This is a genomic window from Pseudomonas koreensis (genome assembly GCF_036668835.1).
Classification (GTDB): domain Bacteria; phylum Pseudomonadota; class Gammaproteobacteria; order Pseudomonadales; family Pseudomonadaceae; genus Aquipseudomonas; species Aquipseudomonas koreensis_I.
This window is the reverse complement of record NZ_JAZEVW010000007.1, coordinates 12,913-38,960: the sequence shown is the minus strand read 5'-3', so window position 1 is coordinate 38,960 and position 26,048 is coordinate 12,913. Positions and strand designations below refer to the sequence as shown.

Sequence of the window (26,048 nt, the reverse complement as noted above, 5' to 3'; positions counted from 1 at the left end):
AAATCAGGCATCCAATAGGGCGCGGGCAAGGGTTTGCAGTTTACGGGTGAGCGGGCCAACCGGCCAGCTCAGTGCAGCGTAGGCGCGTACCGGCCACACGCCATACACGCTGTTGCAGACAAACACTTCATCCGCCCATTGCAGCTGCTCCAGGCGGATATCGGTGATTTGGCTGGGAATGGCCAATGACTCGGCCTGAAACAATATTTCTGCGCGCATCACACCAGCCACGCCACAGCGCTGCAAATCCGGTGTCATCAACACGCCGTCGCGGACGATGAACAGGTTGCTGAACACACCTTCAATGACCCGTCCGGTGCGGTCGAGCATCAAGCCTTCGGCGTGCTCGCTGTCCTGCCATTCGGCGCGGGCGAGTACCTGTTCGAGTCGATTGAGGTGTTTGAGCCCGGCCAGCAATGGCTGCCTGGATAGCCGCGTGTTGCACGGAAACAGGCGTACGCCGTGCTCGGCATGGGCAGCGGGATAAGCGGCAGGAGGATTGCCTTGCAGAATGCGTCGGCCCGGCGCTGCGGGATCAGGCGCATAACCGCGCTGACCGTCGCCACGGGTGAGAATGAGTTTGAGCACGCCCTCGCCCATCGCTGCCGCATAGCGCAGCAGTTCGTCGCCGATCTGTTCGATATCAGCAACGATGGCCAGCCGCGCACAGCCCTCGGCCAGACGCGCCAGGTGCCGATCCAGCAGGATCGGCTGGCCGCCACGCACGGCGATGGTTTCGAACAGACCATCGCCGTAAGCCAGGCCGCGATCTTTCAGCGACAGACTGTCAGCCGGTTGACCGTCGACCCAGCAGTCCATCAGCCTGCGAACCGGCGGAACGCCAGGGTGCCGTTGGTGCCGCCAAAACCGAAGGAGTTCGACAACACGACATCGATGTCCATGTTGCGCGCAGTGTGCGGCACGAAATCGAGGTCGCAGCCTTCGTCCGGCTCATCGAGGTTGATGGTCGGCGGCGCCACCTGGCTGTTGATTGCCAGTACGCTGAAGATCGCCTCGACCGCGCCAGCTGCGCCCAACAGGTGACCGGTCATCGACTTGGTCGAGCTGACCGCCAGCTTGTAGGCGTGATCGCCAAACACCGACTTGATCGCATTGGCTTCGGCAAGGTCGCCGGCCGGGGTCGAGGTGCCGTGAGCATTGATGTATTGCACCTGATCGACATTGATTTTCGCGTCGCGCAGCGCATTGGTGATGCAGCGTGCGGCACCGGCGCCGTCGGCCGGTGGCGAAGTCATGTGGAAGGCATCGCCACTGGTGCCGAAACCGATCAGTTCAGCATAGATGGTCGCGCCGCGCGCCTTGGCATGCTCCAGCTCTTCGAGCACCAGCGCACCGGCACCGTCAGACAGCACAAAACCATCACGGCCCTTGTCCCACGGACGGCTGGCACGGGTCGGTTCGTCGTTGCGGGTCGACAGCGCACGGGACGCGCCGAAGCCGCCCATGCCCAGACCGCACGCGGCCATTTCGGCGCCGCCGGCAATCATCACGTCGGCTTCGTCGTACATGATGTTGCGCGCCGCCATGCCGATGCAGTGCGTACCGGTGGTGCATGCGGTGGCGATGGCGTAGTTAGGTCCCTGTGCACCCAGATGGATGGACAGGAAACCGGAAATCATATTGATGATCGAGCCTGGCACGAAGAACGGCGAAATCCGTCGTGGGCCGGTCTCATGCAGGGTACGGCTGGTTTCTTCGATGTTGGTCAGACCGCCAATCCCCGAACCCATGGCAACGCCGATGCGCTCACGGTTGGCGTCGGTGACTTCCAGCCCGGCGTTGCGCACGGCTTGAAAGCCAGCGGCGAGGCCGTACTGAATGAACAGGTCGAGCTTGCGCGCTTCCTTGACCGACAGGTATTCCTCGACATTGAAGCCCTTGACCGAGCCGCCGAAACGGGTGGAATAGGCAGAAAGGTCGGTGTGTTCGATCAGACCAATGCCACTGCGGCCAGCCAGAATGCCCTGCCAACTGCTCGGCACATCCGTGCCCAGTGGCGACAACATACCCATACCGGTGACTACGACGCGTCTACGCGACACAGCACTCTCCTTTTTCGAATGACGACTTTGCATCAGGCCTAAAGAAAAAACCGCACGCCGTAATGGCAGTGCGGTTTTTCCATGACAGCTAGCGACGACTAAAAACGATTACGCCTGGTGGGCAGTAACGTAGTCGATTGCAGCTTGTACAGTAGTGATCTTTTCAGCTTCTTCGTCAGGGATTTCGGTCTCGAATTCCTCTTCCAGAGCCATCACCAGCTCAACGGTGTCAAGGGAGTCGGCACCCAGGTCTTCAACGAAGGAAGCGGTGTTGACTACTTCTTCCGGTTTGACACCCAGTTGCTCGGCAACGATTTTCTTGACGCGCTCTTCGATGGTGCTCATACCTTGTTTTCACTCCTAATGGACAAATTCAGGCAGCTGGCCAGTGGGTAAGTGTATAGAAAGACTTTTCAGTTTTTCAACTGAAAGCTTCACTCCTCAAACCCTGCGACCCTCTGCCTATAAATAGATTGCAGCTTTATAACGGATTTTAGACAGCTCGTATGACATTTTTTTGAAGCAATCCGTCACATTTTACTTACATGTACATCCCACCGTTCACCGGGATTGTAGCCCCGGTCACGTATGCCGCACCGTCGGATGCAAGAAAAGCGACCACGGACGCGATCTCTTGAGCTTGCCCCAGACGACCCAGCGGAATCTGCGTCTGCAAGGCTTCACGCTGTGCTTCAGGCAGCTCGCGGGTCATATCGGTGTCGATGAACCCTGGGGTCACCGAGTTGACCGTAATCGAACGCGAACCGACTTCACGCGCCATCGCCCGGCTGAAACCTTCCAGACCGGCCTTGGCGGCTGCATAGTTTACTTGGCCGGCGTTGCCCATGGCACCCACCACCGAGCCAATACTGATAATTCGACCCCAACGCGCCTTGGTCATGCCACGCAGAACGCCCTTGGACAGGCGATACAGACTGTTCAGGTTGGTATCGATCACGTCGTACCATTCATCGTCTTTCATGCGCATCATCAGGTTATCGCGGGTGATGCCGGCATTATTGACCAGAATCGCCACCGGCGCACCGAACTGCTCCTGAATGCCTGCCAGTACCGCGCTGACCGATTCGTCGCTGGTGACGTTGAGTTCGAAACCGGTGCCCTGGATACCGTGTTCCTTCAGGGTCGCGGCGATGCGCTCGGCGCCCGACGCGGAGGTCGCGGTGCCGACCACGATTGCGCCCTGACGACCCAGCTCCAACGCGATGGCCTGGCCGATACCGCGGCTTGCACCGGTGACCAGTGCAACTTTACCTTGCAGACTCATGCAAGTTTCTCCTGATTCAGGCCTGCGCTGCGCGAGCGGCAGCGAAGGCATCTGGGGTATTGAGGTTGGAAGTCGCAACGCCGTCGGCGCAACGCTTGTTCAGACCGGCCAGGACTTTGCCCGGACCACATTCGACCAGATTGGTCGCGCCTTTGGCGGCCAGCGTCTGCACCGACTCGACCCAGCGCACTGGTTTGTAGAGCTGTTCGAGCAGATCACGCTTGAGGGTTTCCAGGTCGGCCGGCACTTGTGCACTGACGTTCTGTACCACCGGGATCTGCGGCGTCTGCCAGTCGATGGCGGCGATGGCTTCGGCAAACCGCTCGGCGGCCGGACGCATCAGTTCGCAGTGCGATGGCACGCTTACCGGCAGCGGCATGGCGCGCTTGGCACCACGAGCCTTGCAGCCTTCAATGGCGCGCTCGACGGCAGCCTTGGCGCCGGCAATCACGACCTGGCCCGGTGAGTTGAAGTTGACTGCGCTGACCACCTCACCTTGCGCCGCTTCGGCGCAAGCTGCCAGCACGTCAGCGTCTTCCAGGCCAAGAATGGCAGCCATGCCGCCCTGCCCGGCCGGAACCGCTTCCTGCATCAGCTGACCGCGGCGCTCGACGAGCTTGACCGCATCAGCCAGGGTCAGGCTGCCAGCGGCGACCAGCGCGCTGTATTCACCCAGGCTATGACCGGCAACGAATGCCGGACGCGCACCACCTTCCGCCAGCCACAGACGCCACAAGGCGATCGAGGCGGTCAGAATGGCCGGTTGGGTCTTGTCGGTTTGATTGAGCAACTCTTCCGGGCCCTGCTGGGTCAACGCCCACAGGTCATAACCCAGCGCAGCAGAGGCTTCTTGAAAGGTTTCGAGGATCAGCGGATGTTGCGCGCCCAGCTCGGCCAGCATGCCGAGGGACTGCGAACCCTGTCCTGGAAAGACGAATGCGAGGGAAGCAGACATGTAACAAGCCCCTAATGATCTTGTCGTCGGAAAATAACGCCCCGCTCGGGACGCCAGAAACTGACAGTTTGGATGGCCCTTTGAACCGGGCGGTCACATTTAAGCATTGTCCGACGAAAACGCCTAAGACAACAGGTCCTCCAGACGACCGTGGAGACGCTCGGGCAAGTTCTCCTGGATCTCGATCAGCGCCCGGGAAATCGCACTCTGAAAGCCCTGAACGCCGGCCGACCCGTGACTTTTCACCACGATGCCCTGCAAGCCGAGAAAGCTTGCGCCGTTATGTCGCGCCGGCGCCAGATCGGCCTGCAAGCGCTTCATCAGCGGCAGCGCCAGCGCGCCTACCGCCCGCGAGGCAAGATTTTTCTTGAACAACGCCTCGATGCGCGCGGCGATCATTGTCGCCAGGCCTTCGCTGGATTTGAGCAGAATGTTGCCGACGAAACCGTCACACACCACCACATCAGCCTCGCCGCGGTACAAACCGTCGCCTTCGATGAAGCCGATGTAGTTGATGCCACGCGCCGCCTGCAACAGCGTTGCCGCCAGCTTGACCTGCTGATTGCCCTTGATGTCTTCGGTTCCGATGTTCAGCAGCGCAACACGCGGACGATGAATGCCCAGCGTCTGCGCCGCCACCGAGCCCATCACGGCGAACTGCAACAGATGTTCGGCGCTGCAATCGACGTTGGCGCCCAGATCGAGCAACTGACAATAGCCAGTTTGCGTCGGGATCGCGGCCACCATCGCCGGTCGATCGATGCCCGGCAAGGTCTTCAGCACGAACCGCGACAACGCCATCAACGCACCGGTATTGCCAGCGCTGACGCAGGCCTGAACCTTGCCATCACGCAACAACTCAAGAGCGACACGCATCGACGAGTCCGGCTTGCCACGCAGGGCCTGGGTCGGCTTTTCGTCCATGGTAATGACTTCGCTGGCCGGCACAATCGTCAGGCGCGCGCGATCGGCAGCCGATTGGCCGTTGATCAGTTCTTCAAGAAGGGAGGGTTGACCGACGAGGGTCAGGTGCAGCGAGGGCGTAGCAGACAGGCAAGCAAGGCTGGCCTGAACAATGCTGCGGGGACCGAAGTCCCCGCCCATTGCGTCAATCGCGATGACTTGAGCGGACAAGTGATTACTCGTCAGCGCCCTTGTCGATCACTTTACGGCCACGGTATACGCCTTCTGGCGATACGTGGTGACGCAGGTGAACTTCACCAGTGGTTTTTTCTACAGACAGGGTGCTAGCCTCGAGAGCGTCGTGCGAACGGCGCATGTCACGGGCAGAGCGGGATTTTTTGTTCTGCTGAACAGCCATAATTGATTAACTCCTAAACGTTTGGGTCACGCTTTAACTGCGCCAATACACTGAACGGGTTGGACCGCGTTACCTCGTCCTCGCTCGGTTCGGGCTCATCTGCTCCCGCCGGCTGCTGGCATTCTTCCGGATGATGAGCAGGCACAATGGGCAAGGCGAGCAGAAGCTCCTCCTCGATCAGTGACTGCAGATCCAATGGATCTTCGCCCAGTTCCAGCACGTCATAACCTTTCGGCAACGACTGGGTATTCGCACCCTCCTTCACCACCGCGTAACTGCATTCGCTGTGGATCGGCAGGGTGACCAGCTCAAGACAACGCTGGCAAACCATTTTGACTTCGGTGTCGATAACGCTGTGGATCACCACAGATTTACGTTCATCTCGTTCAAAAACTAATTTGGCCTGCACCGTACCGACATCGTCGGAAAGCGGGTCGCAGAGTCTCTTCAAATCGGCCAGCAGCAGTTCACCTTGAAGGGTGGTGCCACGGTCAGCCAATTTGCGCGGGTCAACGTGAGGTGGAATCGGGTCATTCAACATAGGCGCAGCATTATAGGGATGCACCCACCCATGTCAAAGGAAATTGTGCCCTGTCCGTCACTTGCGTGCCTCCGCTAGAATCCGCACCTGCCTGAGGAGACGCCTATGCTGCCTTTATTACTTGCTTCAAGCTCGCCCTATCGACGCGAATTGCTCGCTCGCCTGCACCTGCCGTTCGTCTGCAGCTCGCCGGATATCGACGAAAGCCACCGCCCGGGCGAGCCGGCCATCGAGCTGGTCAAACGCCTCGCCGAACAAAAAGCGAGAGCACTGGCTGACAGCCATCCAGCCCATCTGATCATCGGCTCGGACCAGGTGGCGGTACTTGGCGAGCAGATCATCGGCAAACCACACACCTTCGAAAAGGCCCGCGAGCAATTGATGGTGGCCAGCGGCGCGAGCGTGACCTTCCTGACCGGCCTGGCCCTGCTCAACAGCCAGACCGGCCACTGCCAGGTCGACTGCGTGCCGTTTACCGTGCATATGCGCCGACTCGACCCGGCGCGCATCGAGCGCTACCTGCGCCTCGAACAGCCTTACGACTGCGCCGGCAGCTTCAAGGCCGAAGGCCTCGGCGTGAGCCTGTTCCAGTCCACCGAAGGCCCGGACGCCACCAGCCTGATCGGCCTGCCGCTGATTCGCCTGATCGACATGCTGCTGGCCGAAGGCGTGCAGATTCCCTGATGCAAAAAAACCGGCCAATGAAAGGCCGGTTTTTTTATACAGCGAAGGCTTATCGCAACGACGGCCCGTGGAAACCCATCCACATCGCTAACTGCTCGGCCACACTGGCGCCGAGCTTTTTCGAGAAGCGGTCGAACGGCGATTCCTGGACGGTGAAATCCACCAACTCCTTCTCGCCGATCACGTCACGCGCCACCGAACTGGCACTGCCCAGACCGTCGATCAAACCCAGCGGTAGCGCCTGCTCGCCTGACCAGACCAGCCCGGAGAACAGCTCCGGATGTTCTTTGTCCTTCAGACGATCGCCACGACCCTGCTTGACGCTGTTGATGAACTGCTTGTGGGTGGTGTCCAGCACACTCTGCCAGAACGCTGTTTCTTCGGGTTTCTGCGGTTGGAACGGATCAAGGAATGCCTTGTGCTCGCCCGACGTATAGGTGCGACGCTCGACGCCGAGCTTTTCCATGGTGCCGACAAAGCCGTAACCGGCTGCAGTCACACCAATCGAACCGACCAGACTGGCCTTGTCGGCGTAGATCTGATCGGCCGCGCTGGCGATGTAGTAGGCACCGGACGCACCGAGATCGGAAATCACCGCATACAATTTAATCTCCGGATGCAGACCACGCAGGCGCTTGATTTCGTCATAGACGTAACCCGACTGCACCGGGCTGCCGCCCGGACTATTGATGCGCAGGATCACGCCCTTGACCTTCTTGTCCTCGAATGCCGCGCGCAGGCTGCCGACGATGTTGTCGGCGCTCGCCGGTTCTTTGTCGGCAATCACGCCGTCAATTTCGATCAGCGCCGTGTAGTTCGGGCCGCGCGTGGCGCTCTTTTCCATGTCCATCAGCGGCGTGAACAGCAGCAACGCAACAAACAGATAAACAAACGTCAGCAGCTTGAAGAAAATCCCCCAGCGCCGCGAGCGGCGTTGTTCCTGCACGCCGGCCAGCAAGGTTTTTTCCAGCAGCTTCCAGCTTTTCGCGTCACCGTCGTCGGCACTTGCCTTGGCCGGTGCTTTCCATTCGTCGGTCATGCCATCACCCCAAAAACGTATTAAGCCTGCTGCCCCAGCCAGGCATGCAATTCAGAAAACCGATCGATCGACAGCAGCGGCTCGAACTGTTGCAACGATTCGATCGACTGCGCGCCATAACTGACGGCTACCGAACCCATCCCTGCGTTGCGCGCCATCAGCAGATCGAAGGAAGAATCCCCCACCATCAGCGCCTGTTCGGCACGTACACCGCAATGCGCAAGGATCTGCTCCAGCATCAGAGGGTGCGGTTTGCTGGCGGTTTCATCGGCGGCGCGGGTAATGTCGAAATAATCTTCCCAGCCATTGGCCTTGAGCACCCGATCGAGCCCGCGGCGATTCTTGCCGGTCGCCACTGCAAGGTGATAACCCTGCTCGCGAAACGAGGCCATCGACTCGATGACACCGTCGAACAGCGGCGAAGGCACGGCTTCGGCAGCGATGTAGTGATCGGCGTAGTACTCGCGAAACACGGTCATTTCGGCATCGCCGATCTCCGGGTACAAGGTGCGAATCGCCTCTGGCAAGCCCAGACCGATAATGCCCTTGACCGCTAAATCATCGCGCAGCTCGAAGCCGGAACGCCCGGATGCCGAGTGCATGGCCTCGACAATCCGGTGAATGGAATCGGCCAGCGTGCCGTCCCAGTCGAAAATCAACAGTTTGTAATCAGGGTGCTGCACTCAGGCGCTCCACAGTCTTGGCCCACATTTCATCGACCGGGGCCTGCAAGGTCAGCTTGCCGCCATCGGGCAGCGGCACGGTCAGCATGTACGCATGCAGAAACAGGCGCTTGCCGCCCAGATCGCGAATTTCCCTGGTGAAATCGTCGTCGCCATACTTGCTGTCGCCGGCGATGCAATGCCCGGCGTGCAAGGTATGCACGCGAATCTGGTGCGTACGACCGGTGACCGGCTTGGCCTCGACCATGGTTGCGAAATCACCGAAGCGGCGCAGCACCTTGAACACGGTCAGGGCTTCTTTGCCTTCATCGTTGACTTCAACCATGCGCTCGCCGGAACGCAGATTGCTCTTGAGCAACGGCGCACTGACCTGCTTGATTGAAGTGGCCCAGTTACCGCGCACCAGCGCCATATAGCGCTTGTCGACGCCGTCGCCGCGCAGTTTTTCGTGCAGGTGACGCAGCATGCTGCGCTTCTTGGCAATCATCAGCAGGCCGGACGTGTCACGGTCGAGACGGTGAACCAGCTCCAGCTCTTTCGCGTCGGGGCGCAACTGACGAAAGGCTTCGATCACGCCGAAATTCAAGCCGCTGCCACCGTGAACGGCAATGCCTGCGGGCTTGTTGATCACGATCAGCGCCTTGTCTTCGTAGACAATCGATGCCTCGAGACGCTGCAGCAGACCCTGGGCAAGTGGCACCGGTTCATCGCGCTCAGGCACGCGCACCGGCGGCACGCGCACAATATCGCCGGCCTGCAGCTTGTATTCGGGCTTGATCCGGCCTTTGTTCACACGCACTTCGCCTTTGCGCAAAATGCGGTAAATCAAGGTCTTGGGCACGCCTTTGAGCCGGGCGAGGAGAAAATTGTCGATTCGTTGGCCGGCATACTCCGGCGAGACTTCAAGCAGTTGAACGCCTGGAGTCGAAGGGGCAGTAGTTGTCATGCCGCGGATGATAACAATTTTTATGGAATTGAAGCACTTAATCATTGCTGCTATAGTCGCGAACGCCGCCAAAAGCGGCCTGGACAGAGGAATCACGGTCAAAGACCGGCCCTGACCAACGCAATTCACCAGGGCGCGAGGCCGTCCTACGGGGCTTTCGCTACGTAACGGTGGAGTTTGCAGTTGTAACAAGCGCAGGTGACATGAGGCCTGAATCACACCGCCGAGCAGCGTCTCCAATCGCCCGGCAGGCAAATATTCGAGGCCAGTTCACAAAGTGCAGTCAGCTGCGAATGACCCCGAGCGAACGCTTCGGAAACATCGCCTGAATTAGCCATGATGCGTGACCTCCCCTTTCGGAGCTCACGGTAAATGCCAACCCGCTGCGGATTCTGCGCGCGGCAGCACCCGAATTATCAGGGATACGTGTAGGGTGGAGATGCACAACCGCCGGACTGTGTAGCAACAAGCTTTTATCAAGACGCTTCATCTCGTCCACAGCCGCTGGTTGATTCCTCCTCCTGACTGAGTGCTTAAGTAGCCACAGCAAGCAGGACGCGTACGTCGCGGTATCGGCCCAATTGGCCTGACATCGCTGGACACGGGAATGGCCAACCACTCCCGACGCACCTGACACCGACCGTGAGAAGTCGTGTGTGCCGAACGCCGTTTCCGGCAGCCCGGAAACCGACGGTACTACATGAAAAGAATGCTGATTAACGCAACTCAACCCGAAGAGTTGCGTGTTGCACTGGTAGATGGCCAGCGCCTCTACGACCTGGACATCGAATCCGGTGCACGCGAGCAGAAGAAGGCCAACATCTATAAAGGCCGTATCACTCGCATCGAACCAAGCCTTGAGGCTGCCTTTGTCGATTTCGGCTCCGAGCGCCACGGCTTCCTGCCCCTCAAAGAAATCTCCCGCGAATACTTCAAGAAAGCCCCCGAAGGCCGCGTCAACATCAAGGACGTCCTGAGCGAAGGCCAGGAAGTCATCGTTCAGGTCGAAAAAGAAGAACGTGGCAACAAGGGCGCAGCCCTGACCACCTTCATCAGCCTGGCCGGTCGTTACCTCGTATTGATGCCGAACAACCCGCGTGCCGGCGGCATCTCCCGTCGCATCGAAGGCGAAGAGCGCAACGAGCTGCGTGAAGCGCTGAACGGCCTGGTTGCGCCGGCCGACATGGGTCTGATCGTGCGCACTGCCGGCCTGGGCCGCAGCAGCGAAGAAATGCAGTGGGACCTCGATTACCTGCTGCAACTGTGGACCGCCATCAAAGAAGCTTCGCTGGATCGCTCCGCGCCGTTCCTGATCTATCAGGAAAGCAACGTGATCATCCGCGCCATCCGCGACTACCTGCGCCAGGACATCGGCGAAGTGTTGATCGACAGCGTTGAAGCCCAGGACGAAGCCCTGACCTTCATTCGCCAGGTGATGCCGCAGTACGCCAGCAAGATCAAGCTGTACGAAGACAGCGTGCCGCTGTTCAACCGTTTCCAGATCGAAAGCCAGATCGAGACCGCCTTCCAGCGCGTCGTCGAATTGCCTTCCGGCGGCTCCATCGTCATCGATCCGACCGAAGCCCTGGTGTCCATCGACATCAACTCGGCGCGCGCCACCAAAGGCAGCGACATCGAAGAAACCGCGCTGCAGACCAACCTTGAAGCCGCCGAAGAAATCGCCCGTCAGTTGCGCCTGCGCGACATCGGCGGCCTGATCGTCATCGACTTCATCGATATGACCCCGGCCAAGAACCAGCGCGCCGTGGAAGAGAAAGTCCGCGAATGCCTGGAAGCTGACCGAGCCCGCGTGCAGATCGGCCGCATCTCGCGTTTCGGCCTGCTGGAAATGTCGCGTCAGCGCCTGCGTCCATCGCTGGGCGAAAGCAGCGGCATCGTCTGCCCGCGTTGCAACGGCACCGGCATCATTCGTGACGTTGAATCGCTGTCGCTGGCAATCCTGCGCTTGATCGAAGAAGAAGCCCTGAAAGACCGCACCGCCGAAGTCCGCGCCCAGGTGCCGATCCCGGTCGCTGCGTTCCTGCTCAACGAAAAACGCAACTCGATCACCAAGATCGAACTGCGCACCCGTGCCCGCATCGTTATTCTGCCGAACGATCACCTCGAGACGCCGCACTTCGAAGTCCAGCGTCTGCGTGACGACAGCCCGGAAGCCGCGACCAACCAGTCCAGCTACGAAATCGCTGCCGCCGCTGCCGAAGTCGAAGAAGTTCAGCCAGCCGCTGCGACCCGCACCCTGGTTCGCCAGGAAGCTGCGGTCAAGACGGCCCCGGCCCGCGCCAATGCGCCGGTGCCGACCGAAGTCGCTCCAGCCGCCCCTGCTCCGGCACCGGTGGCTGCGCCAGAGCCAAGCCTGTTCAAGGGTCTGGTGAAGTCGCTGGTCAGCCTCTTCGCTACCAAGGAAGAGCCTGCCGCTCCGGTCGCCGTGGAAAAACCGGCCGCCGAACGTCCGGCCCGCAACGAAGAGCGCCGCAACGGTCGTCAGCAGAGCCGCAACCGTAACGGTCGCCGCGATGAAGAACGCAAGCCGCGCGAAGAACGTGCACCGCGTGAAGAACGCGCCCCACGCGAGCCGCGTGAAGAGCGTCAGCCGCGTGAAGCCCGCGAAGTGCGCGAGCCTCGTGAAGCGCGCAGCGAAGCGCCGGCCGTCCGTGAAGAACGCGCGCCACGTGCACCGCGTGAAGAACGTGCCCCGCGTGCGCCGCGTGAAGACCGCAAGCCTCGTGGCGAGCGTGAAGAACGCGTACGTGAACTGCGTGAGCCACTGGACGCCGCTCCAGCGGTAGCCGCTGCTGCCACCGTCACCGCTGAAGAGCGTCCGGCCCGCCAGCCACGCGAAGAACGCGCCCCGCGTCCGCCGCGTGAAGAGCGTCAGCCACGCGCCGAACAGGCCGCTGCTGCCGTCGCCGAAGAAGAAGTGATCAGCAACGAAGAGCAACTGCCGGAAGACGGTCAGGACGGCGCCGAAGGCGATCGTCCACGTCGTCGCTCGCGTGGTCAGCGTCGTCGCAGCAACCGTCGTGAGCGTCAGCGTGATGCCAACGGCAACGTGATCGAAGGTTCGGAAGAATCCGAATCCAACGAAAACGCTGACGAGCCAAGCACTGCCGACCTGGCCGCTGGCCTGGCCGTCACCGCCGCCGTTGCCAGCAGCGCGATCAGCGCTCCGGCCGAAGCACAGGCGCACGAGCAAGCCGAACGCGCCACCGCTGCCACACTGGACACTGTTCCAGTCGAAGCGCCGGTTGTCGAAGCCAACACCCCGGTGGAAGTGATTGCTGCTCCGGAAATCGAAGTGGCACCGGTTCAAGAGCCTCAGCCGCAAGCTGAAGTGCTTGCCGAGCCTGCCGTTATCGCCGAAGCGCCGCAGGTGGTTGCAGAACCGGTTGTTGAAACCGTCGCTGAAACCGTAACCGAAAGCGTGCGTGAAGTTCGCGAAGAGCAGACTGCCTTCAACTGGACTGCCGAGCCTGCCAAGACCGAAGCGCCAGCGCCAGTCGCTGAAGCAGAAGTCGCAGAGGCGATGGTTTCCGAGCCAGTGGTTGCCGCTGCCGAACCGGCCCCAGCGCCAGTGATTGAAGCACCGGTTGTCGAGGCCCCTGCCGTCGTCGAAGCGCCAGCCCCGGTGGTTGAGGCGCCGGCTCCGGTCAGCGCCCTGACGCCAAACGGTCGCGCACCGAACGATCCGCGTGAAGTGCGTCGTCGCAAGCGTGAAGCCGAGCGTCTGCAGAAGGAAGCCGAACTGGCCGCCTCTGCGGCGCCAGCGGTTGCCGAACCTGCCGCTGCTGCCGAAGTGATCGAGGCAGCACCTGCCCCGGTTGCCGAAGAAGCATCGGTTGAAGCAGTAATCGCCGAGGCGCCGCGCTCCGTTCAGGACGCGGTCGAGCAACGCGAAGAGGCCGAGGAAAAAGAGCACGAGCCTAAACCTCTCGTGTAAGTTCCCAAGCCGTTAAAAAGCCCCGCCTGGTGTAAGCCTGGCGGGGCTTTTTTATGCCTGTGGCATTTGTGGTGCGCTCCCGATCTTACCCCCTCACCCCAGCCCTCTCTCCCAAAGGGGGCGAGGGGGAAAGGGAGCCGATCTTCAAGCAATTCAAATTCAGGTTCGCCTCAGAAACTGCAGGTCGGTGCATCTCGATAATACACCTCGGTCAGTCCTCTCTCCCTTTGGAAGAGGGTTAGGGTGAGGGGCTTTTGAAGGCCAGCGCATCAGGCACGTCGACATCCCAAACCACGCCGGGATCATCCACCGCCACCTCAACCACCCTGCCCTGAGCGAACAGTGGCCTGGCACCCCGATCACCGGACAAACCGGACAACGCCGGGCCACACGAACAGCCAAACCCCACCGGATGGCCAAACTCCCCACCTAGCACCGGCACGCTCACCGCATCGTCAGCCATCGCCGCCACTACTCGCTCGATACTCGACGGCAGGATAAACGGCATGTCCCCCAGCACGATCAACCAGCCATCCGCATCGGCACACGCAGCGACACCCGCAGCGATGCTGTCGCCCATGCCGGTCGACTCGATCGAAACAACGTCACAGCCGTAAGCCTGGGCCATGCGCATCGCCTGCGGCCGCGCCTCGGTCGTGACCAATACGCGCTTATCGAGTTCAGCCGGCAAGTTCACCAGCACCTGCTCGATCACCGAGCGCACGGCACCGTCACGCCCGGTGCAGTCGGCGAGCAATTTGTCCTTGTCGGGACCGGCGATCTGGCGAAAGCGGCTGCCCTCGCCCGCTGCCAATACAATCACTGCGATGGATCGGCTCATGCACCCTCCAGCGGTTTCTTCTGCTTCAACTCCACGCCGTTCTTGATCGCGACGATCTCCGCCAGCAGCGACAACGCAATCTCGGCCGGCGAATGACTGCCGATGTGCAGACCGATCGGTCCGTGCAAACGATCGATAGCCGCTTGCGTCAAGCCTAGCTGAGCCAGATTCTCGCGACGTTTCTGACTGTTGACCCGCGAGCCCAGCGCGCCGACGTAAAACGCCGGGGAATCCAGCGCCGTCAGCAGCGCCATATCATCCAGACGCGGATCATGGGTCAACGCGACTATCGCGGTGCGCTCATCGGTCTGAATGCTCAACACCGCGTCATCCGGCATGCCCGGCACAAACCGCCCGTGTTGCTCTTCCCAGCCATAGACGAACTCGGTGCGCGGGTCGCAGATCAGCACTTCAAAATCCAGCAGCCGTGCCATGTCCGCCACGTAACGCGACAACTGCCCGGCGCCGATCAGCAGCAGACGCCAGCGCGGGCCATAAATGGCGCGCAAGGTCTTGCCATCGAACACCAGCGAATCGCTTTTACTGGCGGGCGCAAGCGTCACTTCGCCGGTTTCGATGTTCAGTTCGCGGGCGACGATCTGGTGATCTTCGCAACGGGCGAGCAGCTCTTCGACCCACGCAGGATCGCCAACGCGCTCCTCGGTCAGGCGCAAGGTGCCGCCACACGGCAAACCGAAACGCGCCGCCTCCTCGCGCGTCACGCCGTAGGTAATCAACTGCACCGGCGGGCCATCGCTGGCGATGCGGCCATCGTGCAGGCGGGCGATCAGGTCGTCCTCGACGCAGCCGCCCGACACCGAACCGATCACCACGCCATCCTCACGCAAGGCGAGCATGGCACCGGGCGACCGGGGCGCGGTGCCCCAAGTCTGCACCACGCTGAACAGCACCACCCGCTGCCCGGCGCGGCGCCACTCAAGGACGCTGCGCAGGACATTCAGATCGACGCTGTCCATTACGCTTGCGCCTTCTGCCAGTCCTGCAACTGATAACGCACCGGCAGGTTGCGGATGCGTTTGCCGGTGGCAGCGAAAATCGCGTTGCACAAGGCCGGCGCAATCGGCGGCACGCCCGGCTCGCCGACGCCGCCCAACGGTACATCGCCCGGCGGCGTGACCAGATGCACGGCGACTTCTTTCGGCGCCAGCGACATGCGCGCCACTTCATACATATGGAAATTGTCCTGCTGGACCTTGCCGTCCTTGAAACTGATTTCACCCAGTACGGCGTTGCCCAGGCCCATTACACAGGCGCCTTCGAACTGCGAACGGATGCGCTCGGGGTTGATCTGCGGTCCGCAATCCACAGCAATATCGGCCTTGTGCACGATCAGCGTGCCGTCGTCCTTGACCTCGACCTCGATCACGGCCGCCACGTAAGTGACGAAGCTGTAGTGCACCGCCAGGCCAAGACCGCGGCCCTTGGGCAATTTGCGCCCCCAACCGGCGGCCTTCGCTGCGGTTTCCAGCACCGCACGCATGCGTCCGGTGTCGATCGGGTAGCGCTCGGGGGACTCGCCGTAGTTCCACTCTTCACTCAAGGTTCGTGGGTCGATCTGGCGATCGGCGCCGAGCAGTTTGATTTGATACTTCAGCGGATCTTCGCCGGCCTTGTACGCCAACTCGTCGACGAAACTCTGGATCGCAAAACCATGGGGAATGTTCGACACCGAGCGATACCAGCCCACCCGCGTGTGCACCTTGGCTTCAGGGTTTTCCAGACGCACGTTGGGAATCGCGTAGGCCATGTTGGTGAAGCCCATGCCCAGCTCGAACGCCGCTTCATGGTTCATGTCCGGGGCAAACAATGCGGTAATGCTCGGCGCTACGGTGCGGTGCAACCAGCCAGAGGGCATGCCGTCCTTGCCGACGCCAGCCTTGAGGTATTCGGCAGACACGGTATGGAAATACGAGTTGTGGATGTCATCTTCGCGTGTCCACTGCACGCGTACAGCCTTGCCCGGAAACTCCTTGGCGAGGATCGCCGCTTCAACGACAAAGTCAGGCTTCGACTTGCGACCGAAACCGCCGCCGAGCAAGGTGACATTGAAGGTGACGTTGTCGAACGGCACGCCAAGACGCTCGGCGATGCGTTCGCGCGTCACTTGCGGCGCCTGACTCGGCGCCCAGGCTTCGCAGACGCCCTTGTCGAAACGTGCGATGGCGACCATCGGCTCCATCGGTGCCTGCGCCAGGTGCGGCAGGTAGTAAGACGCTTCCAGAGTGCTGGCCGCGCCGCTCAACGCCTTGTCGATATCGCCGGTGTTGCGCACCACTTTGCCGGGTTTCAACGACGCCGCTTCCAGTTCCTTGCGGTAGGCGACGGAGTCATAGCTGGCATTCGGGCCGTCGTCCCACTCGATCTTCAGCGCTTCACGGCCCTTGATCGCCGCCCAGGTATTGCTGGCGACCACTGCCACGCCACCCAGTGGCTGAAATTCCGATGGCAACGGACGAGGTTCGATCTGGACCACCTTGAGTACGCCCGGCACTTTCAGCGCGGCGCTGTCATCCAGCGACTTGACCTTGCCGCCGTACACCGCCGGGCGCGCGATGGTGGCGTACAGCATGCCGTCGAAATGCACGTCGGCACCGTAGACCGCACGCCCGTTGACGATATCGTCACCGTCGATGGCTTTATTGCCTTCCTTGCCGATGTAGCGAAATTCCGCCGGCTGCTTGAGGCGCAGGCTGTCACGCGCCGGTACGGCCAAGGCACTGGCAGCCGCGGCAAGTTCGCCATAGCCCAGCTCACGGCCGGAAGGTTTGTGGATGACTTTATGCAACTGCGCGTGGCATTCACCGACCGGCACTTTCCACTGCGCCGACGCAGCCTGCTCAAGCATGGTTCGCGCCGCCGCGCCGCAACGGCGCATCGGCTCATACCAATGGCGCATGCTGCGTGAGCCGTCGGTGTCCTGGTTGCCGAAGCGCACTTCGTCCCCCGGCGCCTGCTGCACCTTGACCCGCGCCCAATCGGCTTCCAGTTCATCGGCAACCACCATGGTCAGACTGGTGCGCACGCCCTGGCCCATTTCCGAACGGTTGCAGACCACGGTCACAGTGCCGTCGGCAGTAATACTCACATAAACTTTCGGATCGTCGATCCAGCCGTTGGGCATGCCCTCGGCGCCAAACTGCTTGGGCTTGTCTTCGGCCAGCACGTCCTGCCAGCCCCAGCTAGCGGCCAATACCAGCGCACCGGTGGCGCCGACACCTTTGAGAAAACCACGGCGGCTGAGGTTGCTCAGGGCGAAATCGTTCGGCAGGCGGCTCATGCCTTGGCCTCCTTCAGGTGAGTGGAGGCCTGGCGGATCGCAGTCTTGATCCGGTTATACGTGCCGCAACGGCAAATATTGCCAACCATGGCTTCTTCGATTTGCGCATCGCTCGGGTTCGGGTTGGTCTTGAGCAATGCCGTCGCCGACATGATCTGCCCGCCCTGGCAGTAACCACATTGCGCCACCGCGCTGTCGAGCCAGGCTTGCTGGACGACTTTGCCGATCGGGTCGGCGTGCAGGTTATCGATGGTGGTGACGTTCTGCCCGGTCACCGAACCGATTGGCGTGATGCAACTGCGCGCGGGCGCGCCGTCGATATGAATGGTGCATGCGCCGCACAGGCCCATGCCGCAGCCGAACTTGGTGCCGTTGTAACCGGCAACATCGCGAATTGCCCAGAGAAGCGGCATGTCTTCGCTGACATCGAGGGAATGGTCTTGATCGTTGAGTTTCAGGGTAATCATGGGCACGCCCGCATATTTTTCGTGGTTATCGGATCCTATATTAGCTGCAAGCGGCAAGCTTCAAGCTGCAAGTAAAAGCATCGCCAGCAGCTTTTGCTCTTGGCTTGCCGCTTGAAGCTCGTAGCTGCCTCAATACCGATTGGGCTCCATTTCCAGCTCGACATTGAACCGCTCGGCAATGTCTTTCTGGATACGCTGCGCCAGACTCAGCAGTTGCAGACCGGTGGCTGTGCCGTAGTTGACCAGCACCAGCGCCTGCAATTTGTGCACGCCGGCATCACCGTCGCGAAAGCCTTTCCAGCCGGCGCGTTCGATCAGCCAGCCAGCGGCCAGTTTCATTTGCCCGTCTGCCTGCGCATAAGCCACGACGTCCGGATGCTCCTGCTTGATCTGCGCGACTTGCGCAGCGGATACCAGCGGATTCTTGAAGAAGCTGCCGGCATTGCCGAGTACCGCAGGGTCAGGCAGTTTTTCGCTGCGGATGCTGCAGATCGCGCGACTGACATCGCTCGGCGTTGGCTGCTCGATGCCCTGTTCGGTCAGGCGCTGGCGCACCGGGCCGTATTCCAGATGCAGCGGCGCGCAGCGATCAAGCTTGAAGCGCACGCGCAGAATCAGCCAGCGCCCCGGCTGCTGCTTGAACAGGCTGTCGCGGTAAGCAAAGTTGCATTCTTCCAGGCTGAAATCGCGCAACTCGCCGGTCTGCCGATCCAGCGCGGTGAGGCCGGCAAACACGTCTTTGATTTCAACGCCGTAGGCACCGATGTTTTGCATCGGCGCCGCGCCGACCGTGCCCGGAATCAGGCTGAGGTTTTCCAGACCGGAAAAACCCAGCGCCAGCGTATGCAGAACAAACGGATGCCACGGCTCGCCGGCTTCCGCCTCGATGACGACGCGACTGCCGTCATCGCTGAGCACGCGGATCCCACGCGTCGCCATGCGCAGGACCAGCGCCGCAATATCCGCCGTCAGCAGCAGATTGCTGCCGCCGCCGATCACCAGCAGCGGTACATCGTGCGCCGTGGCATAAGCCAGCGCTTCACGGACATCGTCGTCGCTGTGGGCTTCGGCGAACAGTTGCGCGCGCACGTCGACGCCAAAACTGTTGAACGGTTTCAGGGAAACCTGCGCTTGCACCGGCAAACTCATAAGCGTCCCTTCACTTCGATAAGCAGTTGGTCACAGGCTGCTTCGATCAGATCCAGCACCTGTTCAAAGCCCTGATCACCGTCGTAATAAGGATCGGGCACTTCGTCGACCAGCCCCGCGTAACGGCGCAGGAACAGATCCAGCTCCGCCTTGCCGGTGGATGGCTGCAACGCCTTGAGATTGCGCAGGTTGCTGTTGTCCATGGCCAGAATCAGGTCGTAACTGGCGAAGTCGGCACGGCTGACCTGCTGCGCACGTTGCAGCGACAAGTCGTAGCCGCGCACTTTGGCTGCGGCCTGGCTGCGCTTGTCGGGCGGGTTGCCAACGTGCCAGTCGCCCGTGCCGGCGGAGGCCACTTCGACCTGATCCGCCAGCCCCGCTGCGCGCAGCTTGTGACGCAAGACCCCTTCAGCGGTGGGCGAACGGCAAATGTTGCCCAGGCACACGAACAGAACGCGCATCAGGCCCCCAGCAGGCGACGAACGCGTTCGAGGTCTTCGACGGTGTCGACACCGGTCGGTGGCGCGATCAACGCGTCGGCGACGTGAATGCGCACGCCATGCCAGAGGGCACGCAGTTGCTCAAGGGATTCGGTGTTTTCCAGCCAGCACGGGCCCCAGTTGACGAAATCCTGGAGGAACCCGGCGCGGTAGGCGTAGATGCCGATGTGGCGGCGGTACGGCACGCCTTCAGGCAATTGCTCGCGGCTTTTGGCGAACGCATCGCGGGCCCACGGCAAGGTGGCGCGACTGAAGGTCAGCGCAAGGCCGTTGATGTCGCTGGCGACCTTGACCACGTTCGGGTTGAACAAGGTTTCCACGTCTTCGATCGGCTCGGCCAGGGTGGCCATGCGCGCTTCGGTGTGGGCGGCAAGGTTGGCCGCGACCTGATCGATCACGCTGGGCGGAATCAGCGGCTCGTCGCCCTGCACGTTGACCACGATCGCATCGGGCTCGAGGCCCAGCTTGGCGGCGACTTCGGCCAGACGATCAGTACCGGAATTGTGATCTTCACGGGTCAGCACCACTTCGGCGCCAAAGCGCTTGCAGGCCTCGACGATGCGCGCATCGTCAGTTGCCACCACAACACGCGTGGCGCTGCTTTTGCTCGCCTGCTCCCAGGCGTGCTGGATCATCGGCTTGCCAGCAATATCCAGCAGCGGCTTGCCCGGCAGGCGTGTCGAGGCATAACGCGAGGGAATCACAACGGTGAAGGCTGTGCTCATTTATCCAGACGCTCGTCGGTGGTCAGGGTGCGAGCTTCGCTTTCCAGCATCACCGGGATGCCGTCGCGGATCGGGTACGCGAGGCCAGCGCCCTTGCTGATCAGTTCGGTCTTGTCAGCACTGAGCTTGAGCGGACCTTTGCACACAGGGCAAGCGAGGATGTCGAGCAATTTGGTGTCCATGAGCATTCCCAGATAAATAAACAGTCAAGGCAATAGCCGATCAGGCAGCAGGCGCATCAGTTGCGTGTCGAACCAGGCCACGAAGGCCGGCGACGGCAGCGCATCGACCGCCAGATACCACCAGTCGGCAGCAGCAAAGGCGCGGCACTTCACCGCGTCCTTTTCGGTCATCACCAACGGCAATGACGGGGTGAAATTCAAGGCCTGCACGCTGTACTCGGCGTGGTCGGCAAATGCATGGGGGATAGCGCGCCAGTCTAGCGCTTCGAGCGTATTGAAGAAACGCTGCGGATTGCCGATCCCGGCCACCGCATGCACCGCCTGACCGGGCGCAAAAAATTCGAGCGGCTGGCGCTCGCCGCTGCGCAGATTGACCAACGCAGTGGGTTGCAGGCGAAAGGCAAAACCGTCCTTGCGATCTTCGCTGGCGCCGTTGAACAGCACGCCATCGACGCTTTGCAGGCGCTCGACCGGCTCGCGCAGGGGGCCCGCCGGCAGGCAGCGTTGATTGCCGAGGCCGCGTGCCGCGTCAATCAGCACGAGCTCCAGATCGCGACCCAAGCGGTAATGCTGCATGCCGTCATCGGAGAGGATCAGGTCCAGCGGTTCGCTGGCCAGCAGGGCTTTGACGGCGGCGCTGCGATCGGGATCGATCATTAACGGCACGCCGGTGCGCTGGACGATCAGCAACGGTTCATCGCCAGCAATATCAGCTGTTTGATCGGCCTCGACGCGCCACGGCAGTTGCGCCGGCTTGGCCCCGTAACCGCGGCTGACCACGCCGACGCGCAGACCACGCTGGCGGCAATGTTCGATGAGCCAGAGGATCATCGGCGTCTTGCCGGTACCGCCCACGGTAATGTTGCCGACCACGATCAGCGGCACGGGCGGCTGGTAGATCTCGCCCTGGCCGTCGAGAAAGCGCTGACGCTTGTTGACCACCACCCGGCGGTAAAGCATTTCCAGCGGCCGCAACAGCGTCAGGGCCGGGTGCCCCGCATACCACGCAGCGAGCAAGCGATCGGACAGGCTCATCAGGATTTGGGCGCCGCCTCGACCGTGGTCATGCGCAGATGGCTGAAACCGAGCTTGCCGGCCGCGTCCATGGCGGTGATCACCGATTGATGCTGGGCCTTGCCGTCAGCACTGATCGACAACGGCATGCTGGTGTCGCCGTTGGCTTCTTTCTGCATGGCGTCCATCAGGGTCGCCAGATCGTTTTTCGGCAGGACCTTGTTGTTCACCGAAAACACGCCCTCGGCGCTGATCGCGATATCCAGTTGCTTGACCTGCTGGTCCTCGGCCGGCGAACCGCTGACCGCTTCCGGCAGATCGACACGCAGTTGGGTTTCGCGGGTGAACGTGGTGGTCACCACAAAAAACAGCAACAGGATGAACACCACGTCGATCAGCGACGCGAGGTTGATGTCCACGGTTTCCCGGGGCTTGCGACGGAATTTCACGCTTTGCCCTCGGCCAGGTCGACGTCACGGTCGCCCTGCACCACTTCCACCAGTTTGATCGCCTCCTGCTCCATGCCGACCACCAGTTCATCGATGCGGCGTTGCAGGAAACGGTGGAAGAATACCGCCGGGATACCGACCATCAGGCCCGCCGCCGTGGTGATCAGCGCTTTGGAAATACCGCCGGCGAGGACCGAGGCATTGGTGGACATGCCGGTACCGGTGAACGCGCTGAAAATGTCGATCATGCCCAGCACGGTGCCGAGCAGACCGAGCAGCGGCGCCATCGCAGCGATGGTGCCGAGCGCATTGATGTAGCGCTCCAGCTCATGAATGACACGGGCGGCGGCCTCTTCGATGCATTCTTTCATGATCTCGCGACCATGCTTGGAATTGGCCAGGCCAGCGGCAAGGATTTCGCCCAACGGCGAGTTGGCGCGCAATTCCTTGAGTTTTTCCTTGTTGAGCTGTTTGTCCTTGATCCAGACCCAGACCTGGCCCAGCAGATGCTCGGGGGTGACGCGGCTGGCGCGCAGGGTCCACAGGCGCTCGGCGACAATCGCCATGGCCGCGATGGAACTCAGAATGATCGGCAACATCATCCAGCCGCCGGATTTGACCAATTCCCACACAGTGACAGTCCCCTCGAAAAAGTGCGCCACTTTACCATACCGATTGCCGATTAAGACCCGCCGCCCCGACGACCGTAACGCCACAGTCGCCCACACGCCGATCAGCGGGCCAGTGCCGGCGGACCACGCCAGAACCGCCGCTGGTGACGCAGGGTTTGCGCGGGCTGGAAGGTGCCCAGTTGCAGATGAATGGCGCCGTGTTCGGCGCTGTCGTAGATGCGCAGGCGCTGTTTACGGTAGCGCGCCATTACGGTCGGATGCGGATGACCGAAGGAATTGCCGTGACCGCGAGAAATCAGTACCGAGTGCGGGTGCAATGCCTTGAGCAGCGCCATCGACGATGAGCTGCGGCTGCCATGATGCGGCGCTTGCAACCATTGCGTCGGTACTGCCAGCGGCCCGTCGAGCAGGACCCGCTCGGCGTGGCTGTCGATATCACCGGTCAATAACAGACGTTCGCCGTTGGCCTCGATCTGCAACACGCAAGAGCGCTGATTGCTGTCGTGGGCGTCTGCCCATTGCCAGAGCTGAAAACTGACCCCGTCCCACTGCCATTGCTGTCCGGATTCACAGGCAGCGGCGTTCAACAGTTGAGGTAATCCCTCGGGATCACCACTGATCACGCGATCGATCGGTAAACCACGGGAGATGGCCAGCGCTCCACCGGCATGATCGGCGTCGGCGTGGCTGAGCAGCATCAGGTCGAGTTTTTCCACGCGCAATTTGCGCAACGCGGGCAAGACCACGCGTTCGCCGATATCGAACTCACCAAAGCGCGGCCCGGCGTCGTACAGCAACGCGTGGTTCCGGGTGCGGATCAGGATCGCCAGACCTTGCCCGACGTCCAGTTGCCAGACGTCAGCAAGGCCTGACGCCAGTCGCTCGCGCGGCGGCAGCGCCAGCAATAACAACAACGGCCAGCCCAGCGGACGCAGCGGGACACCGCGCGGCAACAACAGCAGCACCGCGCCGAGGCTGCCGAGCAGCCAGATCCCGCCGGGTAGCGAGCCGGGAATCCACGCGGGCCATTGCCCGGCGATCACCGCGAGCCCGCGAAACAGCCAATCGATCAAGCCACCCGCCAGCCACAGCAAGCCTTCGCCGACATACGGCACCGGCAACAGCACCGTCCCCAGCAACGCTGGCGGCAACACCACCAGACTGACCCAAGGGACCGCGAGCAGATTGGCCAACGGCCCGCTCACGCTGATCGGCAGACTCAACGCCAGCAGCACCGGGCACAGGCCGATTGCGATCAGCCATTGCGCCCGCGTCCAGGTCTGCCACCAGCGCCAGGCACCGAGACGACCGCCGAAGGTAAAGATCAACACCGCAACCGCCGCGAACGACAGCCAGAAACCCGGACGCAGACTGGCCAGCGGGTCGAGCAACAACACGCCATCGAACGCCAGCAACAGCGGCCACCACGCCCCGAGATGGCGAAAACGCAGCCGCCATAACAGCACCAGCCCGACCATCACGCAGGCCCGCTGCACCGGCACATCGAACCCGGCGAGCAGGCCATAACCCAGCGCCGCCGTGAAGGCCAGACCACAGGCCCACGGCAGCCACGGCCAGCGCAGCGGCCACAGCCCATACCGCGCCAGCCCGGCGACGAGCAGGTACATGACCGCTGCGAGCAGACCGATGTGCTGGCCGGAAATCACCAGCAAGTGCACGGTGCCGGTGTCCTGGAGGATCTGCCAGTCCTCGCGACTCAGCCCGGAACCATCGCCCAGCACCAGCGCGGCCAACGCACCGCTGCGGCCTTGCGCATCCACCGCCAGCAAACGCTGACGAATACTGTCGCGCCAGGCCCAGCGCGCCTCGCTCAGGCGCTGACCATCCTTGATCGTGCCAGTCGCACCGATGCGTTGCGCCAGCAGCCAGGCCTCGAAATCGAAGGCATCAGGGTTGCGCAAGCCACTCGGGCGTTTCAGTTTCACTGCCAGACGCCAACGCTCGCCACTTTTGACCGCAGGCCCGGCGTACCAGGCCAGACGCATTCGCGTCGGCAGTTTTTCGTGCCGCGCCCGCGCATCAGCCAACTCGAAGCGCACCACGCCCTCGCTGTTTTGCGGCAGCCCGACGACGCGTCCTTCGAGCCAGCGGGTTTCGCCATCAAGTTTCAGCGCCAAGCGATCATCCAGTGCCCACTGCGCCGCGATGCTGCTCCAGGCGAACCCGAACAGCACGAACGCCAATGGATAACTGCGAAACGGCAGCAGCATCAGCGCAACTATTGGCGCCAACAGCATCAACCAGACCGGCGGTAACGCCGGCATAAAAACCGGGGCCAGCAGACCGACTGCCAGCGCCATCATCCCTGTGCGCATAAGCCCATCCTTGAGAGTCCCACACTAGGCATAGCGGGCGTCGGGCACCTGCGTCGTCAATAATTGTCACAAAGTCTGAATGGGCGGTTCGTAGAATCCAGACATACTTGCCGCCTTAACCGACCGAGAAGCCTTATGCCCCGGCGCTTATTCAAACGTTACATGCCCGACCCGACGAGCATCAGGGAACACAAATCCTTACGCTTTCTCGGCAAGTTGCTGCATGACCCGAACCTTTGGCACCTCAACCGCCACTCGGTGGCCCGAGCGATGGCGGTCGGCCTGTTCGCCGCATTCCTGCCGATTCCAGCACAAATGCTGGTAGCCGCCGCACTCGCAATCACCGTACGCGGCAATATGCCGATCGCCGTCAGCCTGGTCTGGCTGACCAACCCGATCACCATGCCGGCGGTGTTCTTCTGCACCTATCAGGCCGGCGCATGGTTGATGGACGTGCCTGCACGACATTTGCCGGATGAGCTGTCATGGGAATGGATCAGCGGCGAACTGTCGACGTTGTGGCAACCGTTTCTGCTCGGTTCGGTGGTGGTCGGGCTGGTGCTCGGCGCCCTCGCCTACTGCATTGTGATGATGTACTGGCGCTGGTGGGTCGCCCGACAATGGGCACGGCGCAAGAAAAGCCGGCAGAAATGAATGCAAAACGGCCTCCGCAGTGGGAGGCCGTTTTTTATTGCAGTGTTTGGGGTGGTGCCATCGCTTGCGGGCAAGCTCCCATATTTTGATCGCTTTGTTTCAGTTGGGATGCGGTCAGCCTGTGGGAGCCAGGCTGCTGGTGATGGCAGTGGTACAGGCAAACGCCTGACTCAGTCTGAAAATCAAAAGCCCCTCACCCTAACCCTCTCCCAGAGGGAGAGGGGACTGACCGAGGTGAATGCGAGAGCAACGCCGACCTGAAATACCGAGTCGTACGCAAACTTCAAAGCCAACCCAAATCGGCCCCCTCTCCCTCGGGAGAGGGC

At 61.6% G+C, this 26,048-nt stretch carries 26 protein-coding genes; 3 read left to right on the top strand and 23 right to left on the bottom strand.

What is annotated here, in order from left to right:
- Positions 1–3 precede the first annotated feature (3 nt).
- The 8 genes from pabC to V6F91_RS19605 form a co-directional block, all read right to left on the bottom strand.
- A complete protein-coding gene (pabC, locus tag V6F91_RS19640; protein ID WP_332767313.1) occupies positions 4–819 on the bottom strand; it encodes an aminodeoxychorismate lyase in 816 nt (271 codons plus the stop codon).
- Positions 819–2,063, bottom strand: a complete 1,245-nt coding sequence (fabF, locus tag V6F91_RS19635) for a beta-ketoacyl-ACP synthase II (RefSeq protein WP_007908259.1) — start codon at positions 2,061–2,063, stop codon at positions 819–821. The genes pabC and fabF overlap by 1 nt, the downstream gene beginning before the upstream one ends.
- Before the next feature lie 108 nt (positions 2,064–2,171).
- A complete protein-coding gene (acpP, locus tag V6F91_RS19630) occupies positions 2,172–2,408 on the bottom strand; it encodes an acyl carrier protein (RefSeq protein WP_332767310.1) in 237 nt (78 codons plus the stop codon).
- Positions 2,409–2,604: 196 nt separating this feature from the next.
- Entirely contained in the window at positions 2,605–3,348 is a 744-nt protein-coding gene (gene fabG, locus V6F91_RS19625; protein ID WP_332767308.1) for a 3-oxoacyl-ACP reductase FabG, read from the bottom strand.
- A 16-nt stretch (positions 3,349–3,364) separates the two neighbouring features.
- Positions 3,365–4,303: an ACP S-malonyltransferase gene (gene fabD / locus V6F91_RS19620; protein WP_332767306.1), complete on the bottom strand. Its 939-nt coding sequence runs from the start codon at positions 4,301–4,303 to the stop codon at positions 3,365–3,367.
- Positions 4,304–4,426: 123 nt separating this feature from the next.
- Positions 4,427–5,437 (bottom strand): phosphate acyltransferase PlsX, encoded by a 1,011-nt coding sequence (gene plsX / locus V6F91_RS19615; RefSeq protein ID WP_208940201.1) that lies wholly within the window; start codon positions 5,435–5,437, stop codon positions 4,427–4,429.
- Positions 5,438–5,441: 4 nt separating this feature from the next.
- On the bottom strand, positions 5,442–5,624 hold the full coding sequence (gene rpmF, locus V6F91_RS19610) for a 50S ribosomal protein L32 (protein WP_003179396.1): 183 nt from the start codon (positions 5,622–5,624) through the stop codon (positions 5,442–5,444).
- Positions 5,625–5,637: 13 nt separating this feature from the next.
- On the bottom strand, positions 5,638–6,165 hold the full coding sequence (locus tag V6F91_RS19605; protein WP_332767304.1) for a YceD family protein: 528 nt from the start codon (positions 6,163–6,165) through the stop codon (positions 5,638–5,640).
- 105 nt (positions 6,166–6,270) lie between these two features.
- Here V6F91_RS19605 and V6F91_RS19600 point away from each other — a divergent pair, with 105 nt between their 5' ends.
- On the top strand, positions 6,271–6,849 hold the full coding sequence (locus V6F91_RS19600; RefSeq protein ID WP_332767302.1) for a nucleoside triphosphate pyrophosphatase: 579 nt from the start codon (positions 6,271–6,273) through the stop codon (positions 6,847–6,849).
- Positions 6,850–6,898: 49 nt separating this feature from the next.
- On the opposite strand, the gene sppA is transcribed toward V6F91_RS19600, so the two are convergent.
- From sppA to rluC, 3 genes are read right to left on the bottom strand one after another with little or no spacing between them, the layout of a single operon-like run.
- Positions 6,899–7,888, bottom strand: coding sequence for a signal peptide peptidase SppA (gene sppA / locus V6F91_RS19595; RefSeq protein ID WP_093099410.1), 990 nt, complete (start codon positions 7,886–7,888; stop codon positions 6,899–6,901).
- Between the two features lie 20 nt (positions 7,889–7,908).
- Positions 7,909–8,571 (bottom strand): HAD-IA family hydrolase, encoded by a 663-nt coding sequence (locus V6F91_RS19590; protein WP_332767298.1) that lies wholly within the window; start codon positions 8,569–8,571, stop codon positions 7,909–7,911.
- On the bottom strand, positions 8,558–9,517 hold the full coding sequence (gene rluC / locus V6F91_RS19585) for a 23S rRNA pseudouridine(955/2504/2580) synthase RluC (protein ID WP_090285209.1): 960 nt from the start codon (positions 9,515–9,517) through the stop codon (positions 8,558–8,560). Before rluC ends, V6F91_RS19590 begins: the two co-directional genes overlap by 14 nt.
- Positions 9,518–10,217: 700 nt before the next feature.
- Here rluC and rne point away from each other — a divergent pair.
- Positions 10,218–13,475 (top strand): ribonuclease E, encoded by a 3,258-nt coding sequence (rne, locus tag V6F91_RS19580; RefSeq protein WP_332767296.1) that lies wholly within the window; start codon positions 10,218–10,220, stop codon positions 13,473–13,475.
- A gap of 238 nt (positions 13,476–13,713) precedes the next feature.
- On the opposite strand, the gene V6F91_RS19575 is transcribed toward rne, so the two are convergent.
- From V6F91_RS19575 to V6F91_RS19520, 12 genes are all read right to left on the bottom strand, one after another.
- Entirely contained in the window at positions 13,714–14,316 is a 603-nt protein-coding gene (locus V6F91_RS19575; protein ID WP_332767294.1) for a nucleotidyltransferase family protein, read from the bottom strand.
- A complete protein-coding gene (locus V6F91_RS19570) occupies positions 14,313–15,293 on the bottom strand; it encodes an XdhC family protein (protein ID WP_332767292.1) in 981 nt (326 codons plus the stop codon). Before V6F91_RS19570 ends, V6F91_RS19575 begins: the two co-directional genes overlap by 4 nt.
- Positions 15,293–17,614: a xanthine dehydrogenase family protein molybdopterin-binding subunit gene (locus V6F91_RS19565; protein WP_332767290.1), complete on the bottom strand. Its 2,322-nt coding sequence runs from the start codon at positions 17,612–17,614 to the stop codon at positions 15,293–15,295. The genes V6F91_RS19570 and V6F91_RS19565 overlap by 1 nt, the downstream gene beginning before the upstream one ends.
- Positions 17,611–18,081, bottom strand: a complete 471-nt coding sequence (locus V6F91_RS19560; RefSeq protein WP_332767288.1) for a (2Fe-2S)-binding protein — start codon at positions 18,079–18,081, stop codon at positions 17,611–17,613. The genes V6F91_RS19565 and V6F91_RS19560 overlap by 4 nt, the downstream gene beginning before the upstream one ends.
- Positions 18,082–18,210: 129 nt before the next feature.
- On the bottom strand, positions 18,211–19,230 hold the full coding sequence (murB, locus tag V6F91_RS19555; RefSeq protein ID WP_332767286.1) for a UDP-N-acetylmuramate dehydrogenase: 1,020 nt from the start codon (positions 19,228–19,230) through the stop codon (positions 18,211–18,213).
- Positions 19,227–19,691 carry a low molecular weight protein-tyrosine-phosphatase gene (locus tag V6F91_RS19550; RefSeq protein ID WP_203419019.1) on the bottom strand — a complete coding sequence of 155 codons (465 nt, stop codon included), beginning with the start codon at positions 19,689–19,691 and terminating at the stop codon, positions 19,227–19,229. Before V6F91_RS19550 ends, murB begins: the two co-directional genes overlap by 4 nt.
- The gene (gene kdsB, locus V6F91_RS19545; protein WP_332767283.1) at positions 19,691–20,455 is read right to left on the bottom strand and encodes a 3-deoxy-manno-octulosonate cytidylyltransferase; all 765 of its coding nucleotides are present in this window, start codon (positions 20,453–20,455) and stop codon (positions 19,691–19,693) included. Before kdsB ends, V6F91_RS19550 begins: the two co-directional genes overlap by 1 nt.
- Entirely contained in the window at positions 20,452–20,637 is a 186-nt protein-coding gene (locus tag V6F91_RS19540; RefSeq protein WP_003179363.1) for a Trm112 family protein, read from the bottom strand. The genes kdsB and V6F91_RS19540 overlap by 4 nt, the downstream gene beginning before the upstream one ends.
- Positions 20,638–20,661: 24 nt before the next feature.
- Complete coding sequence (gene lpxK / locus V6F91_RS19535; RefSeq protein ID WP_332767280.1) at positions 20,662–21,672, bottom strand: tetraacyldisaccharide 4'-kinase; 1,011 nt, start codon at positions 21,670–21,672, stop codon at positions 20,662–20,664.
- A complete protein-coding gene (locus V6F91_RS19530; protein ID WP_090285229.1) occupies positions 21,672–22,100 on the bottom strand; it encodes an ExbD/TolR family protein in 429 nt (142 codons plus the stop codon). Before V6F91_RS19530 ends, lpxK begins: the two co-directional genes overlap by 1 nt.
- Complete coding sequence (locus V6F91_RS19525; RefSeq protein WP_332767278.1) at positions 22,097–22,732, bottom strand: MotA/TolQ/ExbB proton channel family protein; 636 nt, start codon at positions 22,730–22,732, stop codon at positions 22,097–22,099. Before V6F91_RS19525 ends, V6F91_RS19530 begins: the two co-directional genes overlap by 4 nt.
- 101 nt (positions 22,733–22,833) lie before the next feature.
- Positions 22,834–25,068: a DNA internalization-related competence protein ComEC/Rec2 gene (locus V6F91_RS19520; protein ID WP_332767276.1), complete on the bottom strand. Its 2,235-nt coding sequence runs from the start codon at positions 25,066–25,068 to the stop codon at positions 22,834–22,836.
- Positions 25,069–25,203: 135 nt separating this feature from the next.
- On the opposite strand from V6F91_RS19520, the gene V6F91_RS19515 reads away from it, so the two are divergent.
- Positions 25,204–25,722, top strand: a complete 519-nt coding sequence (locus V6F91_RS19515) for a DUF2062 domain-containing protein (protein WP_332767274.1) — start codon at positions 25,204–25,206, stop codon at positions 25,720–25,722.
- The last annotated feature ends 326 nt before the right edge of the window (positions 25,723–26,048 follow it).

What these genes read in the sequence shown, in the direction of transcription:
- fabD (WP_332767306.1), bottom strand. Translation starts at nt 4,303, where the DNA reads ATGTCTGCTTCCCTCGCATTCGTCTTTCCAGGACAGGGTTCGCAGTCC.
- kdsB (WP_332767283.1), bottom strand. Translation starts at nt 20,455, where the DNA reads ATGAGCACAGCCTTCACCGTTGTGATTCCCTCGCGTTATGCCTCGACA.
- pabC (WP_332767313.1), bottom strand. Translation starts at nt 819, where the DNA reads ATGGACTGCTGGGTCGACGGTCAACCGGCTGACAGTCTGTCGCTGAAA.
- V6F91_RS19560 (WP_332767288.1), bottom strand. Translation starts at nt 18,081, where the DNA reads ATGATTACCCTGAAACTCAACGATCAAGACCATTCCCTCGATGTCAGC.
- V6F91_RS19520 (WP_332767276.1), bottom strand. Translation starts at nt 25,068, where the DNA reads ATGCGCACAGGGATGATGGCGCTGGCAGTCGGTCTGCTGGCCCCGGTT.
- V6F91_RS19550 (WP_203419019.1), bottom strand. Translation starts at nt 19,691, where the DNA reads ATGCGCGTTCTGTTCGTGTGCCTGGGCAACATTTGCCGTTCGCCCACC.
- fabG (WP_332767308.1), bottom strand. Translation starts at nt 3,348, where the DNA reads ATGAGTCTGCAAGGTAAAGTTGCACTGGTCACCGGTGCAAGCCGCGGT.
- rpmF (WP_003179396.1), bottom strand. Translation starts at nt 5,624, where the DNA reads ATGGCTGTTCAGCAGAACAAAAAATCCCGCTCTGCCCGTGACATGCGC.
- acpP (WP_332767310.1), bottom strand. Translation starts at nt 2,408, where the DNA reads ATGAGCACCATCGAAGAGCGCGTCAAGAAAATCGTTGCCGAGCAACTG.
- V6F91_RS19540 (WP_003179363.1), bottom strand. Translation starts at nt 20,637, where the DNA reads ATGGACACCAAATTGCTCGACATCCTCGCTTGCCCTGTGTGCAAAGGT.
- sppA (WP_093099410.1), bottom strand. Translation starts at nt 7,888, where the DNA reads ATGACCGACGAATGGAAAGCACCGGCCAAGGCAAGTGCCGACGACGGT.
- V6F91_RS19565 (WP_332767290.1), bottom strand. Translation starts at nt 17,614, where the DNA reads ATGAGCCGCCTGCCGAACGATTTCGCCCTGAGCAACCTCAGCCGCCGT.
- V6F91_RS19570 (WP_332767292.1), bottom strand. Translation starts at nt 15,293, where the DNA reads ATGGACAGCGTCGATCTGAATGTCCTGCGCAGCGTCCTTGAGTGGCGC.
- murB (WP_332767286.1), bottom strand. Translation starts at nt 19,230, where the DNA reads ATGAGTTTGCCGGTGCAAGCGCAGGTTTCCCTGAAACCGTTCAACAGT.
- rne (WP_332767296.1), top strand. Translation starts at nt 10,218, where the DNA reads ATGAAAAGAATGCTGATTAACGCAACTCAACCCGAAGAGTTGCGTGTT.
- V6F91_RS19605 (WP_332767304.1), bottom strand. Translation starts at nt 6,165, where the DNA reads ATGTTGAATGACCCGATTCCACCTCACGTTGACCCGCGCAAATTGGCT.
- rluC (WP_090285209.1), bottom strand. Translation starts at nt 9,517, where the DNA reads ATGACAACTACTGCCCCTTCGACTCCAGGCGTTCAACTGCTTGAAGTC.
- V6F91_RS19600 (WP_332767302.1), top strand. Translation starts at nt 6,271, where the DNA reads ATGCTGCCTTTATTACTTGCTTCAAGCTCGCCCTATCGACGCGAATTG.
- V6F91_RS19515 (WP_332767274.1), top strand. Translation starts at nt 25,204, where the DNA reads ATGCCCCGGCGCTTATTCAAACGTTACATGCCCGACCCGACGAGCATC.
- lpxK (WP_332767280.1), bottom strand. Translation starts at nt 21,672, where the DNA reads ATGAGCCTGTCCGATCGCTTGCTCGCTGCGTGGTATGCGGGGCACCCG.
- V6F91_RS19575 (WP_332767294.1), bottom strand. Translation starts at nt 14,316, where the DNA reads ATGAGCCGATCCATCGCAGTGATTGTATTGGCAGCGGGCGAGGGCAGC.